This is a genomic window from Streptomyces sp. NPDC048291 (assembly GCF_043201715.1).
Classification (GTDB): Bacteria; Actinomycetota; Actinomycetes; order Streptomycetales; family Streptomycetaceae; genus Streptomyces.
In genome coordinates, this window is sequence record NZ_JBICZC010000001.1 from 676,948 (window position 1) to 693,516 (window position 16,569).

Annotated in this window: 12 protein-coding genes and 1 tRNA gene; 5 read left to right on the plus strand and 8 right to left on the minus strand. The window is 70.4% G+C overall.

Features of this window, described 5'->3' with window-relative positions:
- Positions 1-103 precede the first annotated feature (103 nt).
- The gene (pepN, locus tag ACGF5O_RS02945; RefSeq protein WP_393808142.1) at positions 104-2,587 is read left to right on the plus strand and encodes an aminopeptidase N; all 2,484 of its coding nucleotides are present in this window, start codon (positions 104-106) and stop codon (positions 2,585-2,587) included.
- A 63-nt stretch (positions 2,588-2,650) separates the two neighbouring features.
- Here the strand turns inward: pepN and ACGF5O_RS02950 are convergent, their stop codons facing one another.
- On the minus strand, positions 2,651-3,199 hold the full coding sequence (locus tag ACGF5O_RS02950) for a GNAT family N-acetyltransferase (RefSeq protein ID WP_393808143.1): 549 nt from the start codon (positions 3,197-3,199) through the stop codon (positions 2,651-2,653).
- A 218-nt stretch (positions 3,200-3,417) separates the two neighbouring features.
- Between ACGF5O_RS02950 and ACGF5O_RS02955 the strand changes: the two genes are divergently transcribed.
- Both ACGF5O_RS02955 and ACGF5O_RS02960 read left to right on the plus strand, forming a co-directional pair.
- Complete coding sequence (locus tag ACGF5O_RS02955) at positions 3,418-4,776, plus strand: pyridoxal phosphate-dependent decarboxylase family protein (protein ID WP_393808144.1); 1,359 nt, start codon at positions 3,418-3,420, stop codon at positions 4,774-4,776.
- Entirely contained in the window at positions 4,773-6,179 is a 1,407-nt protein-coding gene (locus ACGF5O_RS02960) for a lysine N(6)-hydroxylase/L-ornithine N(5)-oxygenase family protein (RefSeq protein WP_393808145.1), read from the plus strand. Before ACGF5O_RS02955 ends, ACGF5O_RS02960 begins: the two co-directional genes overlap by 4 nt.
- A gap of 67 nt (positions 6,180-6,246) precedes the next feature.
- On the opposite strand, the gene ACGF5O_RS02965 is transcribed toward ACGF5O_RS02960, so the two are convergent.
- On the minus strand, positions 6,247-8,043 hold the full coding sequence (locus ACGF5O_RS02965) for a bifunctional metallophosphatase/5'-nucleotidase (RefSeq protein WP_393808146.1): 1,797 nt from the start codon (positions 8,041-8,043) through the stop codon (positions 6,247-6,249).
- A 244-nt stretch (positions 8,044-8,287) separates the two neighbouring features.
- On the opposite strand from ACGF5O_RS02965, the gene pyk reads away from it, so the two are divergent.
- Positions 8,288-9,724, plus strand: coding sequence for a pyruvate kinase (gene pyk, locus ACGF5O_RS02970; RefSeq protein ID WP_393808147.1), 1,437 nt, complete (start codon positions 8,288-8,290; stop codon positions 9,722-9,724).
- Between the two features lie 88 nt (positions 9,725-9,812).
- Here pyk and ACGF5O_RS02975 read toward each other — a convergent pair.
- Positions 9,813-9,887: transfer RNA gene (locus ACGF5O_RS02975), tRNA-Leu, on the minus strand.
- Positions 9,888-9,987: 100 nt separating this feature from the next.
- Between ACGF5O_RS02975 and ACGF5O_RS02980 the strand changes: the two genes are divergently transcribed.
- Complete coding sequence (locus ACGF5O_RS02980; protein ID WP_393808148.1) at positions 9,988-10,641, plus strand: ANTAR domain-containing response regulator; 654 nt, start codon at positions 9,988-9,990, stop codon at positions 10,639-10,641.
- Positions 10,642-10,780: 139 nt separating this feature from the next.
- On the opposite strand, the gene ACGF5O_RS02985 is transcribed toward ACGF5O_RS02980, so the two are convergent.
- The 5 genes from ACGF5O_RS02985 to ACGF5O_RS03005 form a co-directional block, all read right to left on the minus strand.
- Complete coding sequence (locus tag ACGF5O_RS02985) at positions 10,781-11,497, minus strand: ABC transporter ATP-binding protein (protein WP_393808149.1); 717 nt, start codon at positions 11,495-11,497, stop codon at positions 10,781-10,783.
- The gene (locus ACGF5O_RS02990; RefSeq protein WP_393808150.1) at positions 11,494-12,396 is read right to left on the minus strand and encodes an ABC transporter ATP-binding protein; all 903 of its coding nucleotides are present in this window, start codon (positions 12,394-12,396) and stop codon (positions 11,494-11,496) included. The genes ACGF5O_RS02985 and ACGF5O_RS02990 overlap by 4 nt, the downstream gene beginning before the upstream one ends.
- Positions 12,397-12,401: 5 nt before the next feature.
- A complete protein-coding gene (locus tag ACGF5O_RS02995) occupies positions 12,402-14,243 on the minus strand; it encodes a branched-chain amino acid ABC transporter permease (RefSeq protein WP_393808151.1) in 1,842 nt (613 codons plus the stop codon).
- Between the two features lie 5 nt (positions 14,244-14,248).
- The gene (locus ACGF5O_RS03000) at positions 14,249-15,181 is read right to left on the minus strand and encodes a branched-chain amino acid ABC transporter permease (protein ID WP_393808152.1); all 933 of its coding nucleotides are present in this window, start codon (positions 15,179-15,181) and stop codon (positions 14,249-14,251) included.
- Between the two features lie 112 nt (positions 15,182-15,293).
- The gene (locus tag ACGF5O_RS03005) at positions 15,294-16,532 is read right to left on the minus strand and encodes a branched-chain amino acid ABC transporter substrate-binding protein (RefSeq protein ID WP_393808153.1); all 1,239 of its coding nucleotides are present in this window, start codon (positions 16,530-16,532) and stop codon (positions 15,294-15,296) included.
- Between the last annotated feature and the right edge of the window lie 37 nt (positions 16,533-16,569).

Below are 16,569 nucleotides of genomic sequence, written 5' to 3' on the forward strand. Positions count from 1 at the left end.
CACCAGCGCCGTCCCCGTCCGCCCCGCGGCCCCGGGGCGGACATAAGCCGCGTACCGCTCCTGCCCCTGTGCGTTGTCGGTGTCATCGGGCAGCATGGCCCGCATGTCCGTACTGACTCGCGACGAAGCGCAGAGCCGCGCCGAGCTCCTCGACGTCCACCGCTACACGATCGACCTCGACCTGACCACCGGGGACGAGACCTTCGACTCCCGCACCGTGATCAGGTTCGCGGCCCGGTCCGACGGCGACACCTTCGTCGAGCTGAAGCCCGCCACCCTGCGCGCCGTCACCCTCGACGGACAGCCCCTCGACCCCGAGACGCTGGACCAGGGCCGGCTGCCCCTGAGGGACCTCGCCGCGGGCGAGCACGAGCTGCGCGTCGAGGCCACCATGCGCTACTCGCGCACCGGCGAGGGCATGCACCGCTTCACCGACCCCACGGACGACGCGACGTACGTCTACACCCAGCTGTTCATGGACGACGTGCAGCGGGTCTTCGCCGCCTTCGACCAGCCCGACCTGAAGGCCGTCTTCGAGCTCTCCGTGACCGCACCCGAGGGCTGGACGGTGCTCGCCAACGGCGTCACCGAGCACCTCGGCGAGGGCCGCTGGCGGGCCGCCGCCACCCCGCTGATCTCCACCTACCTGGTCGCCGTCGCCGCCGGGCCCTGGCACTCGGTGCGCACCGAGCACCGCGGACTGCCCTTCGGCATCCACTGCCGCCGCTCCCTCGCCCCGCACCTCGACGCCGACGCCGACGAAATCCTCGACATCACGCGCGCGTGCTACGACCGCTACCACGAGAAGTTCGAGGAGCCCTACCCCTTCGACTCCTACGACCAGGCGTTCGTCCCCGAGTTCAACGCCGGCGCCATGGAGAACCCGGGCCTGGTCACCTTCCGCGACGAGTTCGTCTACCGCTCCGCCGTCACCGACACCGAGCGGCAGACCCGCGCGATGGTCATCGCCCACGAGATGGCCCACATGTGGTTCGGCGACCTCGTCACCCTCAGGTGGTGGGACGACATCTGGCTGAACGAGTCCTTCGCCGAGTACATGGGCTACCAGACCCTCACCGAGGCCACCCGCTTCGCCGACACCTGGGTCGACTTCGGCGTGGCCCGCAAGGCCTGGGGCTACGACGCCGACCAGCGCCCCTCCACCCACCCGGTCGCCCCCGAGGCGGTCGACGACACCGCCGCCGCCCTGCTCAACTTCGACGGCATCTCCTACGCCAAGGGCGCCTCCGCGCTGCGCCAGCTGGTCGCCTGGATGGGCGAGAAGGACTTCCTGGCCGGCATCAACATCCACTTCCAGCGGCACCGGTTCGCCAACGCCACCCTCGCGGACTTCATCGACTCCCTCGCCGCCGCCACCGAACGCGACGTGCACGCCTGGGCCGACACCTGGCTGCGCACCACCGGTGTCGACACCCTCACCCCGGTCCTGGCCACCGCGGCCGACGGCGTCCGCGCCCTCACCGTCGAACGCACCGGCAGCCGCCCGCACCGGGTCTGCGTCGGCGTCTACGACCAGGACCTCGCCGACGAGGGCCGGCTCACCCTGCGCGAGCGCATCGACCTCGACCTCCCGCAGACCGCGCCCCAGGTCCTCGGCAAGCGCCCCGCCCTGCTCGTGGTCAACGACGGCGACCTGACCTACGCCAAGGTCCGCTTCGACGCCGAGTCCGCCGCCACCGTCCGCGCCCACCTGTCGGGCCTGCCCGACCCGCTGACCCGCGCGGTGGTCTGGAACGCCCTGCGCGACGCCGTCCGCGACGGGGAACTCCCGCCCGCGGCCTACCTGGAGGCCGCCCGCGCCCATCTCCCGCACGAGACCGACCTCGCCCTCGTCCAGGGCGTGCTGGCCTTCGCCGCGGTCCACGTCGCCGACCGGTACCTCGGGCCCGAGGACCGCCCCGCCGCCCTCGCCACCGTCTCCGCCCTGTGCCGCGACCTCATCCGGCGTACCGAGGACGGCGACAACCCCGGGCTGCGCCTGATCGCCGTACGGCACTTCATCGCCGCCGCCGCCCACCCCGACACCATCGCCGCCTGGCTCGCCGAGGGCACCGTGCCCGGCGGGCCCGAGCTCGACCCCGAGCTGCGCTGGCGCATCATGACCCGGCTCGCCGTCCTCGGCGCCGTCGACGCGGACCGGATCGCCGCCGAACTGGCCCGCGACCCCAGCGCCAGCGGCCAGGAGGGCGCCGCCCGCTGCCGGGCCGCGCTGCCCGACCCCGAGGCCAAGCGCGTGGCCTGGGAGGCGATGTTCGCCGGCGACGAGCTGTCCAACTACCTGTTCACGGCCACCGCCGAGGGCTTCTGGCACCCCGAACAGGCGGACCTGGTCCGGGACTACGTGCCGCGCTACTACCAGGACGCGGTCGCCGTCGCCGCCCGGCGCGGCCCCCGCATCGCCACCGTCACCGGCAGGCAGGCCTTCCCCGCGCACGCCGTCGACGCCGAGCACCTCGCCCTCGGGCGCGCCTGCCTGGAGGACGCCGACCCGGTCACGGCCCTGCGCCGCCGCCTCGTCGACGAACTGGACGACCTGGAAAGGGCGTTGCGGGTCCGCGAGGCGTAGGGGCGCGGACGGACGACCACATGGGCGCGGCCGGTCCCCCACGACGATGCGGGACCGGCCCCGTCAGCCCGCCGCCGGCCGCAGCTCCGCCCGGCGCACCCCGCCCTCCCGCGGCCCCGCCCGCCGGTTGCCCACCTCGGCCGTCCCGGGCGTCGCCGCGCCCAGCGTGAAGCCCAGGTGCTCCAGGAAGCACTCCCCGGAGCGCCAGCCCGGCGGCACCGACGCCGTCACCAGGGAGACCCCCTCCGCGTGCGCGAGCAGCGACTCGGCCAGCGCCCGGCCGAGGCCCCGGCCGCGCGCCCAGGGGGCCAGCAGGAACAGCCCCACCGCGACCGCGCCGGGCACCGGATGGTTCCGTACCGCGTCCACCAGGCCCGAGACGACCCCGTCCCGCTCCAGCACCAGCAGCACCTTGTCGGCAGGGTCGGCGCCCTCGGGCAGCCCGTAGAACAGGCTCTGCACGTCGCCCGGTCCCGACGGCAGCCCGGTCGCCGCCACGAACCAGTCCTCGCAGGCCTCGAAGAGGTCCAGCAGCGGCGCCTCGTCCGCGGGCCGCGGTTCCCGCACCAGCACCCGCTCACCGGGCACGTCGATCATCCACGCGTCAACCACGCGACCGACGTTAACCCCGGTCAGCCCCGCTCTCAACGCCCTTTCACCGCTTGCTCCGACGCGCCCGGGGCGCACCGCCCCGACAGGTTTTCCCCGCACGGCAGTACCCACTTTCGGGTCTCGATCGTTGAGCTTTGGGGGCGCGCAGACCCAATCCCGTACAAACTGGAACTCCCCCCGCGGACAACCCCTTTCGGCCAGCGCCCCGAGGAGAGCCCATGAGCACGCCGCCTCTCGCATCCGGACCCCAGGGACCCGACGCCCTGCGGCCTCTGCTGGACACCGTGCTCGACGCGCTGCGCGCGGGCGGCCGGGTGCGCGGCGGACCGCTGCCCGCGGGCGGACCCGAGGCGGTGGCCGAGCGGGTCGCGGACGCCGTGGGGGACCTGCTCCCGGACGACGGCGACCCCGACGCCCTGCGCACCCTGGTGACCGCCCTCGCCGAGGGCGCCGCCGACCCCGCCGACCCGCTGTGCGCCGCGCATCTGCACTGCCCGCCGCTGGCCGTCGCCACCGCCGCCGACCTCGCCGCGAGCGCCCTCAACCCGTCCCTGGACTCCTGGGACCAGGCCCCGGCCGCCGCCGCCCTGGAAGCCCTGGTCACCCGCACCCTCGCACACACCATCGGCCTCTCCGACGCCGTGGTCACCACCGGCGGCAGCGAGTCCAACCAACTCGCCCTGCTGCTGGCCCGTGAGGCCCACGGGGGCGGCCTCCGGCTGGTCTGCGGGGCCAACGCACACCACTCGCTGCCCCGCGCCGCCTGGCTGCTCGGCCTGCCCGACCCCGTCGTGGTCCCCGCCCCGAACGGCACCCTCGACCCGGCCGCCCTGCACGCCGCCCTCACCCAGCTGCCCCGGCCGCTGCTGGTCGCCGCCACCGCCGGCACCACCGACGCCGGACTCATCGACCCGCTCCCCGAGATCGCCGGACTCTGCGCCGCCCACGGCGCCCGGCTGCACATCGACGCCGCCTACGGGGGCGGCCTCGCCTTCAGCGACCGGCACCGGGACAAGCTCGCCGGTCTGGAGCGCGCCCACACCGTCACCCTCGACCTGCACAAACTCGGCTGGCAGCCGGTCGCCGCCGGCCTCCTCGCCGTCGCCCGCCCGGCCGAGCTCGGCGCCCTCCACCACCACGCCGACTACCTCAACGCCGACGACGACACCGAGGCCGGGTACCCCGACCTGCTCGGCCGCTCGCTGCGCACCACCCGGCGCCCCGACGTCCTCAAGATCGCGGTCACCCTCAAGACCCTGGGCCGCACCGGACTCGGCGCGCTGGTCGACCAGGTGTGCGCCCGCGCCCGGGAGTTCGCCGCCCTGGTCCGCGAGCACCCCGCCTTCGAGCTCTACGACCGGCCGAACATCAGCACCGTGCTGTTCCGCCCCACCGGAGCCACCGACGACGACGTCGCCGCCGTACGACGCAGGCTGCTGCACGACGGCCGGGCGGTACTCGGCCGGGCCCGGCTCGACGGCCGGCTCTGGCTCAAGGCCACCCTCCTCAACCCCCACACCCGGCCGGACGACCTGGCCCTCCTCCTGAAACTCGTAGAAGGAACCACCCCCAGATGACTACCCCCCCACGCCACGAGCCCGAAGCACCCCGCGACCTGGTCGGCGTCGGCATCGGACCGTCCAACCTCTCCCTCGCCGCACTCGCCCACCCGCTCGCCGAACTCGACGCCGTCTTCTACGAGCAGCGTCCGGGCTTCGACTGGCACGCCGGTCTCCTGATCGACGGCGCCACCATCCAGGTCCCGTTCCTCGCCGACCTGGTGACCCTCGCCGACCCCGCGAACCCCTGGTCGTTCCTCAACTACCTCAAGGCCCGCGACCGGCTCTTCCCCTTCTACTTCGCCGAGCGGTTCCACATCCGACGCGCCGAGTACGACGCCTACTGCCGCTGGGTCGCCGAGAGCCTGCCCGGACTGTGCTTCTCCCACCAGGTCGACGCCGTCCGCTGGAACTCCGAACGCGACCTGTTCGAGGTCGACTTCACCCGGCTCGACGCCGAGGGCGAGGCCGAGTCGCTCGGCCGTACGTACACGAGGAACGTCGTGCTCGGGGTCGGGACCGTCCCCTACGTGCCGGACCCGCTCAGGCCCCTCGTGGAGTCCCCGGGCGTCCCGGTCATCCACGCGGCCGACTACCTCGACCACCGCGAGGCCTTCCTCGCCGCCGAGCACGTCACCGTCGTGGGCTCGGGACAGTCCGGCGCCGAGGTCTTCCTCGACCTGCTGCGCAACCGGCCCGCCGGCCGCGAGAAGCTGCACTGGATCGGGCGCGGCGAGGCGTTCGCGCCCATGGAGTACTCCAAGCTCGGCCTGGAGCACTTCACCCCCGACTACACCCGCTACTTCCACGCCCTCGCCGAGCCCGTCCGGGACCGGCTCGTCTCCGCCCAGTGGCAGCTGCACAAGGGCATCGACGCCGACACCATCGCCGCCATCCACGACGAGCTGTACCGCCGTACGCTGCACGGCGGCTGGCCCGAGGCGGTCCTGACCCCCGGCGTCCAGGTCCGTACCGCCGGACGCGTCGCCACCACCAAGGTCGAGCTCCACCTCGAACACGTCCAGCAGGGCAACCGCTCCCGGCTCACCACCGACGCCGTCGTCCTGGCCACCGGGTACCGCGAGCGCCCCCTCGGCCGCCTGCTCGCCGGACTCGACCCCTACCTGCGCCGGGACAACAGCGAACGGCCGCGCGTGGACGAGCGGTTCCGGCTCGTCCTCGACCCGTCGGTGACCGGAGCGGCCTACGTCCAGAACGCCGAACTCCACACCCACGGCGTCGGCGCCCCGGACCTCGGCCTGGCCGCCTGGCGCAGTGCCACCATCCTCAACACTCTGACGGGCAAGGACCCCTACCCGCTGCCCGCGCGCACGGCCTTCACCAGCTTCGGCCTGGAGCGGCCGGAGGAGCGGGTTCCGGCGCAGCAGCAGCCGAGGCAGCTCACGCCGCTGGTCGACTGAGCGGCGGGGCGCCGGTCCCCGGACCGGCGCCCCCTCGAATCCGTCAGAGACTGCCTCAGAGACTCCGTCAGAACACCGGCGTGCCGTCGCGGGTCAGCTTCCAGTCCACCGACGCGAAGTCCTTCGGGTCCAGGACGCCCTTGGCGGTGACCCACTCCGCGATCCGGGTGCGGATCTCCGTCGACTCCGACCACAGCTCCTTGGCCGAGGCGACATGCGGGAACGCACCGCCGCCGTTGGCACGGTAGTTGTTCACCGCGAGCACGAACTGCTGGGCGTCGTCGAGGGCGGCACCCTGGTAGGTGAGGTTCCTGATCCGGGACCCGGCCGCCTGCGCGACGTCGATCTCGTACGTCAGGCCCGAGACGTAGTCGTAGTTGTAGTCCGGGCGGCTGTTGGCGTTCGTCAGCTTCTCCACGTCGACGGTGACGTCGGCGGCCGTCCGGACGAAGTACTCCGCCGAGTACTCCAGGTACGCGCGGATCTGGGCGCCCGTCATCAGCTTGGCGACCAGCGTGTTGTCGTACACGTACAGGCTCGACAGGTCCCGGATGGTGACCTGGCCGGCCGGGATCTCGGAGGTCCGGGAGAACGGCGAGGCCTGCGCGAGCACCGGCAGCGACGCGTACTCGGTGCCCGCCAGGGCCGCCTTGACCACGTCCTCCTGGACCTTGGTGATCAGGTCGATGATCGGGGCGTCCTTGTAGCGGGCCTCGACGGTGGTGAGGGTCTCGGTCGCGGTGCCGACGACCTGGTTGACGTACGCGACGACCTCGGCGTGCTCGTCCTTCAGGAGCCGGGTGATCCTCGGGTCGTCGGCGACCGTGCCGGAGTTCAGCAGCGAGGCCGCGACCGACTCGACCTGCCAGGCGCCCTTGTCGAACACCAGCTCGATGTCGAAGAGCGAGAGGCGCTCGGCGTAGCACAGCGGCTCGGAGAGGACGACGGTTCTGCCGGTGGCCTCGTTGACGACCTTCAGCTCCGGGATCTCCACGTGTGCGTGCCCGACCAGGATCGCGTCGATGCCCGGCACCTGCCTGGCCACGTTCGCCGCCGCGTTCTCCACGTACGGCACCTGGTCGCCGTAGGAGGACGTGCCCGAGGAGCCGGAGTGGGCCGAGACCACGACCACGTCCGCGCCCATCGCCTTCAGCTTCGGCACCCACTTCGCGGCCTGCTCCTCCAGGCCGGGGAAGGCCAGCTTGCCCTGGACGTAGGCCTTGTCCCAGATCGCGATGCCCGGGTTGGTCAGGCCGAGGACGGCGACCTTCACCGGCGGGGCGCCCGGGACGTGGAACTTCTTGATGAGGTACGGCGGGAAGGCCGGCCGCAGGGTCTTCGCGTCGACCGCGTTGGCGCCGAGCAGCGGGAAGTCCAGCTGGTCCTCGAACTTGCGCAGGGTCTCGATGCCGTAGTTGAACTCGTGGTTGCCGAGCGCCGCCGCGTCGTACCCGATCGCGTTCATGGCCTGCGCCATCGGGTGCACCGGGCCGCCCTTGGCGGTGATCGGGTCGACCTTGGCGTAGTAGTACGTCAGCGGGGTGCCCTGGATGGTGTCACCGGCGTCGAGCAGCAGGGTGTTGCGGCGGCCCTTCGCCTTGCGCACCTGCTCGACCAGGGTGGAGATGCGCGCCAGGCCCATCGCGTTGCCGGCCTTGTCGGAGTACTCCGCGTCCTTGAAGTAGTCCCAGTTGAAGACGTGCCCGTGCAGGTCGGTGGTGCCCATGACGGTGAGGGAGTACCGCCTCGGGTGCCGGGCGGGCCTGCCCGACGCCTGCGCCGGGGCCGCCGCCGCGCCGGCGACCGCCACCCCCGCTCCGGTCGCGGCCGAATTCTCCAGGAACTTCCGGCGGTTCAAGGGCATGTCTGCATCTCCTCGGGATTTGGTCAACGACGCGCGTAGATTCTGTCCTGCGCACGACCGTCGACAACAGGCCCGGGAGGTTTCGATCTGGTGACCTGAGCATGCCGCATTCAACAAGTGCGAGATGCTCATAGGAGCGGGGTGCCGCACAATTCAACACTTGTCAATAGGCCTTCACGCAAAGGTTGTTGGGTCGTCATGTGCGACCAATTCTCTACCCGCCGGTAAGGCCTAGGCTCGAAACATGCGCCGAGCAAAGATCGTTTGTACTCTGGGGCCCGCCACCGACTCGTACGACCAGATCAAGGCCCTGGTCGAGGCCGGCATGGACGTCGCCCGATTCAACCTCAGCCACGGCAGCTACGCCGAGCACGAGGAGCGCTACCAGCGCGTCCGCAAGGCCTCCGACGAGACCGGTCGCAGCGTCGGGATGCTCGCCGACCTTCAAGGCCCGAAGATCCGGCTCGGCCGTTTCACCGAAGGCCCCGTACTCCTCGAACGCGGTGACACCTTCGTCATCACGGTGGAGGAGGGCGCCGAGGGCGACCGGCACCAGTGCGGAACGACGTACTCGGGCCTCGCGGGTGACGTCACCCCCGGTGAGCGCGTCCTCGTGGACGACGGCAAGGTCTGCCTGGAGGTCACCCACGTCGACGGCCCCCGGGTGCACACCACGGTGGTCGAGGGCGGCATGGTCTCCGACCACAAGGGCCTCAACCTCCCCGGCGTCGCCGTCTCCGTACCCGCGCTCTCCGAGAAGGACGAGGCCGACCTGCGCTGGGCGCTGCGCACCGGCTTCGACGTCATCGCCCTCTCCTTCGTGCGCAGCGGCCGGGACATCGAGGACGTCCACCGCATCATGGACGAGGAGGGCCACCGCCTCCCGGTGATCGCCAAGGTCGAGAAGCCGCAGGCCGTCGAGAACATCGACGGAATCGTGGCGGCCTTCGACGGCATCATGGTCGCCCGCGGCGACCTCGGCGTGGAGATGCCGCTGGAGCAGGTGCCGATCGTGCAGAAGCGCGCCGTCAAGCTGGCCAAGCGCAACGCCAAGCCGGTCATCGTCGCCACCCAGATGCTCGACTCGATGATCGAGAACTCGCGCCCCACCCGCGCCGAGGCCTCCGACGTCGCCAACGCGGTCATCGACGGCACGGACGCGGTGATGCTCTCCGGCGAGACCAGCGTCGGCAAGTACCCGATCGAGACCGTCCGGACGATGGCGAAGATCGTCGAGGCCGCGGAGGAGGACATCCTCGCCCAGGGCCTGCCGGAGCTGACCGAGAGCAACAAGCCCCGCACCCAGGGCGGCGCGGTCGCCCGCGCCGCCGCCGAGATGGGCGACTTCCTGGGCGCGAAGTTCCTGGTCGCGTTCACCCAGTCGGGAGACACCGTCCGGCGGCTCTCCCGCTACCGCTCGCCGATCCCGCTGCTCGCCTTCACCCCGGAACCGGCCACCCGCTCCCAGCTCAACCTCACCTGGGGCGTCGAGACCTTCCTCGGTCCGCACGTCGACTCGACGGACAAGATGGTCGACCAGGTGGACGAGCTGCTGCTGAAGTACGGACGCTGCAAGAAGGGTGACGTCGTCGTCATCACGGCGGGCTCCCCGCCCGGTGTCTCCGGCTCCACCAACATGGTCCGGGTCCACCACATCGGTGAGGACGACAGCCCCAAGTGACGCGCGAAGGGCCCCTCCGCCCGGCGGAGGGGCCCTTCGACCACGCGATCGGCCACGCAATTACGCGACCTTGGAATCCAAGGAAAAGTGCCCCGGGTCGGACTCGAACCGACACTGTACGGGTTTTGAATCCGTTGCCTGCTGCCAATTGGGCTACCGGGGCTCGAAGAATCAAAGGTGATCCCCGACCCTCCGCGCGTCCACCATACCGTAGCTAGGTAGGCTCTTGTCAGCAGTACCCCTGCCCTGAACGAGGAGCCCCCGTGACCGCCGCCGAGTCGCCCCAGCCAGTCGACGCACCCGACGACAAGTCGCATGTGCCTCCGCTGACGACCCGTGTCGTCATCGCCGAGGACGAGGCCCTGATCCGGCTCGACCTCAAGGAGATGCTGGAGGAGGAGGGCTACACGGTCGTCGGTGAGGCCGGGGACGGCGAACAGGCCGTCGAGCTGGCCCGCGAGCACCGCCCCGACCTGGTCATCCTCGACGTCAAGATGCCCAAGCTGGACGGCATCTCGGCGGCCGAGAAGATCGCCGAGGAGTCCATCGCCCCGGTCCTGATGCTCACCGCCTTCTCGCAGCGCGACCTGGTCGAGCGGGCCCGCGACGCCGGCGCGATGGCGTACCTGGTCAAGCCGTTCAGCAAGAGCGACGTGGTCCCGGCGATCGAGATGGCCGTCTCCCGCTTCAGCGAGCTGAAGCAGCTGGAGGCGGAGGTCGCCGACCTCTCCCAGCGTCTGGAGACCCGCAAGCTGGTCGACCGCGCGAAGTCCGTCCTCCAGACCGAGTACGGCCTGACCGAGCCGGCCGCGTTCCGCTGGATCCAGAAGACGTCGATGGACCGCCGCATGTCGATGCAGCAGGTCGCGGAGGCGGTCATCGCGGACAGCGACGAGAAGAAGTCCGGCAAGGGCTGACCCGCACCCGCACCAACGCCAAGGCCCGTGCTCCTGAGAAGGGAGCACGGGCCTTTGTGACACCGCTCGGGGGGCGCCCCTGAAAGGGGCGCGGGGAACTGCGCGACCAGCCCCCACCGACCGTCAGGCGACCGACTGCCTAGTCCTCGCCCAGGTAGGCCTTCCGCACCGACTCGTCGGTCAGCAGATCCTGCCCACTGCCCGACAGCACGATGTTCCCGACCTCCATCACATGCCCCTGGTCGGCCAGCGACAACGCCGCCTGCGCGTTCTGCTCGACCAGCAGGATCGTCGTCCCCTGGGCCTTCAGCTCCGCGATCGTCGCCATGATCTTCTGCATCATGATCGGCGACAGACCCATCGACGGCTCGTCCAGCATCAGCAGCTTCGGCTGGGACATCAGCGCCCGCCCCATCGCCAGCATCTGCTGCTCACCGCCCGAGAGGGTGCCCGCGGCCTGCTTGCGCCGCTCACCGAGGATCGGGAAGAGCTCGTAGGCCCGCTGGATGTCCTTCTCGATGCCCGGCTTGTCGTTGCGCAGGAACGCCCCGAGGCGCAGGTTGTCCTCGATGGTCATGCGCGGGAAGATGTGCCGGCCCTCGGGGGAGTGGGCCAGGCCCAGCGACACGATGTTGTGCGCCGGGACCTTCTTCAGCGACCTGCCGTTGAACCGGATCTGCCCGCCGACCGGCTTGAGCAGCCCGGACAGCGTGCGCAGGGTCGTCGTCTTGCCGGCGCCGTTGGTGCCGATCAGGGTGACGACCTGGCCGGCCTCGACCTTGAAGGAGATGCCCTTGACGGCCTCGATCTTGCCGTAGGCGACCCGCAGGTCCTCTACTTCGAGCAGTGCGGTCATCGGTCGGTCTCCTTGCCGGGCACGGCGTCGGTCGGGTTCTCGGCGTCGGCTGCCGCTTCCGCCGCCTCGACCTCGGCGACCTCCTCGTCGCCGGGCGCGTTCTCGAAGGGCTCGCCCAGGTAGGCGGCGACGACCCGCTCGTCGCCCTGCACGGTCGCGCTGTCGCCCTCGACGAGCTTCTCGCCCTGTACCAGGACGGCGACACGGTCGCAGAGGTTGAAGATGAAGCGCATGTCGTGCTCGATGACGAGCACGGCGATGCCCCTGTCGCGGATCGCGAACACCAGTTCCTCGGTGGCGCGGGTCTCCTGCGGGTTCATGCCGGCCGTCGGCTCGTCGAGCAGCAGCAGACCCGGCTCGCTCGCCAGCGCCCGCGCGATCTCCAGCTTGCGCTGCTCGCCGTAGGGCAGGTTGCGGGCGAGGTGCTCGGCCTTCTTCTCCAGGCCCACGAACTCCAGGAGTTCCATGGCCCGGGCCCGGGAGGCCGCCTCGGCCCGGTGGAAGCCGGGGCCGCGCAGCAGGGCGGACCAGAGGCCCTCCTTGGTGCGGGTGTGACGGCCGACCAGCACGTTCTCCAGGACCGTCATGTTGGCGAACAGCCGGATGTTCTGGAAGGTACGTGCGATGCCGGCGGCCGTCACCTTGAAGGACTTCGGCGGCAGGACCTCGCCCTTGTAGCGGACCTCGCCCTCGGTGGGGATGTAGAGGCCGGTGAGGCAGTTGAAGAAGGTGGTCTTGCCGGCGCCGTTCGGGCCGATCAGGCCGACGATCTCACCGCTGCGGACGGTGAAGTCGACACCGCGTACGGCGGTGAGACCGCCGAAGCGCATGGTCACGCCGCGTGCGTCGAGCACGACCTCGCCGGGGGCGGCGTCCTTGACGGTTGTTTCCGTGGTCATCGTGGTCAGGCCCCTGCCTTGGTGAGGACGGCGGGCGCTTCGGCCTCTTCGTGGAACTCGAGCTGGCGGCGCCGGTTGGGGATGAGGCCCTCAGGACGGAAGCGCATCAGCAGGATGAGCGTGACACCGAAGGCGAAGAGCTGGTAGTCGCCGAGGAACTGGAGCTTGGCCGGGATCAGGTACAGCAGGGACGCGCCGACCAGCGGGCCGGAGATGGTGCCCATGCCGCCGAGGACCACCGCGGCCAGCAGGAACGCCGAGTTGGGCGGCACCACGTAGGCGAACTGGTACTGCTCCGGGGTCACCGTGTAGGTGACGTGCGCCTGCACCGAGCCGGACAGGCCCGCGAGGCAGGCGCCCAGCGCGAACGCGATGAGCTTGACCCGGAAGCCGTTGATGCCCATGGCGAGCGCGGCGGTCTCGTCCTCGCGGATGGCGACCCAGGCGCGGCCGATACGGGAGTCGCTGCTGCGCCGGAAGACGATGACCACGATGAACGTGATGATCAGCATCAGCAGCAGGTAGTTGGCGAACCGCCCGATGGTGGAGCCGAGGATCTGGTGCTCGGCGCCGAAGTCGAAGCCGAGGATGTCCAGGTTCGGGATCGAGGAGATGCCGTTGGAACCGTTGGTGACGTCCGGGCCCGAAGTGCCGTCCAGGTTGAGGACGGTGATCCGGAAGATCTCACCGAAGCCGAGGGTGACGATGGCCAGGTAGTCGCCGCGCAGTCGCAGGGTCGGGGCGCCGATGACGACACCGAAGATCATGGCGACGACGGCGCCGAGCAGCGCCGAGGCCCAGAACGGCCACTGCACGTGCAGCGGCGAGGACGGCGAGCCGGAGACCAGGGCCGCGGTGTAGGCGCCGACACCGAGGAAGGCGACGTATCCGAGGTCGAGGAGGCCGGCGAGGCCGACGACGATGTTCAGGCCGAGCGCGACGGTCGCGAAGATCAGGATGTAGACGCCGATCGTCGCGTACTGGTCGTTGGACTGGGTGAACGGGAAGGCCGCGGCGGCGAGGAAGGCGCCGGTCATGGTGATGTTCCGGTGCTTCCCGGTGATCGCCGAGACCCGGGCCACGATCCCGGCCTTGGAGAGGGAGGCGAAACCGAAGCCGGCGGTGATCAGGAAGCCGATGAACAGCTGGTCGTACGACGTGCCGATGCCGTAGCTGAAGACGATCAGGCCCACGGCCATGGCCGCGACGATGACGAGGATCTCGGCCCAGGACGGCAACGGGGCCGCGGGGGCCGGGGTTTTGGCGGCGAAGGCCGCGCGGAAGGTGTTCCAGTTCTGCCGGGAGTTGTGCCTGAACAGCTCCCAGCCGGTGTCGTCCGGGTCGACCGGGTCGGGCTCCGGCCGCTCGAACGGCAGGGCGAGCGCGCCGACCAAGGAGGCCAGGGTCGCGATCGCGACGATGAAGCCGCCCGGGTCCAGGTTCACCACGCCGCCGAGTTTCACGCTGATGGCGATCACGGTGTACCAGGCGGTGCCGAAGGTGCCGAGCGCGGCCATCTTCAGCGCGCTGTCGGCGCTGCCCGGGGTCAGCGCGCCCAGGCCCTTCACGCCGTAGGAGGCGAGGCCGAACAGGGTGGTGAGGATGCCGCCGATCAGCACCAGGACCTGCAGGCCGCCCGGGTAGCCGTAGACGGTGAGGTCACCGGGGAATTCGGAGGTCCAGGTCCACGACATGAACGTGGAGACGATGGCGAGGACGCCGCCGCCGGTGGCGAGGGCCCGGCCGATCGGGGCCGGCAGTCCGATCAGACCGGACGCGGCGGGCGCCGGGGCGCTCGCGGTCTCGGGGGTCTCGGGGGTCTCGGATGCGGTGGTCTCAGTGGTCATCGGTGTCACGCCCTGTCCGCGACGCGTTCGCCGAGCAGGCCCTGAGGCCTGAACAGCAGTACGAGGATGAGGAGTACGAACGCCCAGACGTCGGCCCAGGACTGGCTGCCGAACTGGCTCATGCCGGGGATGTCCGAGATGTAGGCGGTCGACAGGGCCTCGGCGACGCCGAGGACGAGGCCGCCGAGCATGGCGCCGTAGATGTTGCCGATACCGCCGAGGACGGCCGCGGTGAAGGCCTTCAGGCCGAGCAGGAAGCCCATCTTGAAGTCGATCTGGCCGTACTTGAGGCCGTAGGCGACACCGCCGACGGCGGCGAAGGCGGCACCGAGGGCGAACGCGATCACGATGATGCGATCGGTGTTGACGCCCATCAGCTTCGCGGTGTCCGGATCCTGGGCGGTGGCCTGCATGCCGCGGCCGGTGCGGGTGCGCATCACGAAGTACGCGAGGAAGGCCATGCTGAGCGGGGCCACGACCACCAGGAAGATGTCACCGGTCTGGATCGTGACGTTGCCGATGTTGAAGGGGCCGCCCGGAATGGTGGGGAAGGTACGGGCGGACTTGGCCTCGGGGTACCAGGCCCACACCGCCTGCTGCAGGGCCAGCGAGAGGCCGATGGCGGTGATGAGGGGGGCGAGACGCGGGGCGGTGCGCAGTGGCCGGTAGGCGAACCGTTCCGCTCCGACGGCTACCAGGACGGCGACGATGATGGCGCCCACCAGCATCAGGGGGAGAGCTATCCACATCGAGGTGCCGCTCGGCAGTACGTACGCGTAGACCGTGAGCGCGCCGAAGGCGCCGGTCATGAAGATCTCGCCGTGGGCGAAGTTGATGAGCTGGACGATGCCATAGACCATCGTGTAGCCGATGGCGACCAGCCCGTACATGGATCCCAGTAGCAGGCCGTTGACCAGCTGCTGCGGCAGTTCGTTCACCGCATGTCCTCCGAGACGTTCGGAAAGTTCGACGAATGAGGCCGGATGCGAGTCCGCGCGGGGCGCCAGTGGAACAGCGCCCCGCGCGGCTCGGTGATGCGTGCGGGTTGGGTCAGCTGCTCGGCGTGAACGTGCCCGAGGTAGCCGCCTTCCAAGCCCCGCCGTCGACCTTGTAGACGGTGAGCTGCTTGTTGGTCGCGTCACCGTACTCGTCGAAGGAGACCTTGCCGGTCACACCGTCGAAGGAGACGTTCTGCACCGCGGCGGTGATCTTCGCGCGGGCGTCGGACGGCAGCTTGCCGCCGTTGTCGTCGACGACCTTCTTCACGGCCTCGATGATCGCCCAGGCCGAGTCGTAGGAGTAACCGCCGTAGGCGCCGTACGCCTCGGTGTAGCCGCCGGCCTTGTAGTTGGCGACGAACTCCTTGGCGGAGTCGAGGGTCTCGACCGGGGCGCCGACCGAGGTGGCCATGTCGCCGGTGGCCGCGGTGCCCGCCAGCTTGATGTAGTCGTCGGCGTAGATGCCGTCACCGCCGACCAGCGGGACCTTGGCGCCCGCGGCCTTGAGCTGCTTGCTCAGCGGACCGGCCTGCGGGTACTCGCCGCCGTAGTAGACCACGGTGGCGCCCGAGTTCTTCACCTTGGTGACGACCGCGGAGTAGTCCTTGGAGTCGGGGTTGATGTGCTCGGTGCCGACCACCTTGCCGCCGAGCTTCTTGAACTCCCCGGTGAAGGTGGCGGCGAGGCCCGCGCCGTAGGTCTTCTTGTCGTCGATGATGAAGGCCTTGGTCAGCTTCGCCGTGTTGTATACGTACTGCGCGGCGAACGGGCCCTGGATGGCGTCCGTGGTCGCGGTACGGAAGTACGACTTGTACGGACGGGCCTTCGACGTCTGCCAGTTGTCGCCCTGGGTCAGCGCCGGGTTGGTGTTGGCCGGCGAGACCTCGACCAGCTTCGCGTCGTCGAACACCTTCTGCATCGACTGGGCGACGGAGGAGTTCAGCGGGCCGACCACGCCGTAGACGCTGTTGTCGCCGACGAACGCGGAGGCGTTCGCCTGGCCGGAGGAGGGCTGCGCCTGGTCGTCCTTGGCCTCGATCTTGAAGGTGACGCCGTCGACGTACTTCTTCTTGTTGGCCTGCTTGACCGCGAGGTCCACCGAGTTCTTGATGCCCAGGCCGAGCGCGGACAGGTCGCCGGTCAGCGGGGCGTCGACGCCGATCGTGACGGTGGTGCCACCGCTGCCGGAGTCGGAACCCTTGTCGCCGCTGTCGCGCGAACCGCAGGCCGTGAGGGTGAGCGCTCCCGCTGCAAGCGCGGCGGTGATGGCGATGAGCGAACGTTGACGCACGATCAGTCCTTTCCCCTGAACAACCGCATCCCCGTGG